The organism is Aeromonas sp. PS2Canimalfood6 (genome assembly GCF_048276795.1).
In the GTDB taxonomy this organism is placed as follows: Bacteria; Pseudomonadota; Gammaproteobacteria; order Enterobacterales; family Aeromonadaceae; genus Aeromonas; species Aeromonas caviae.
Genome location: NZ_JBLUXC010000182.1, coordinates 1 through 319 on the forward strand (window position 1 = coordinate 1; position 319 = coordinate 319).

The 319-nt window shown below is 58.3% G+C and carries 1 pseudogene; it reads left to right on the forward strand.

Annotated elements, in window-relative coordinates:
• Window positions 1–319: pseudogene (locus ACNPAA_RS21160) on the forward strand (IS4 family transposase); the annotation flags it as partial.

The window sequence follows — 319 nt, forward strand, 5'->3', positions numbered from 1 at the left end:
TCATTCACTCATTGCCGGACAAGTCAGTGACCCTGCTGGATAAAGGCTTCTTCGGTGCCGACCTGTTGCTGCGTATTCAGGCCGAAGACACCGACCGTCACTGGCTCATCCCGGAACGCAACGGGCTGGTATACACGGAACTTGAGCGCTATGGCGACGGTGACCGTCTGTTGCAAATGACGGTCTCGCCTCAGGCTCGCAAGAAAAACCCGGCGTTGCCGACACACTGGCAAGTTCGCGCAGTGACCTATGAGGTGGCAGGCAAGGAGAAAACGGTCTTTACCTCCCTGCCCGTGGCGCGATTCAGCGCAGCTCAGGT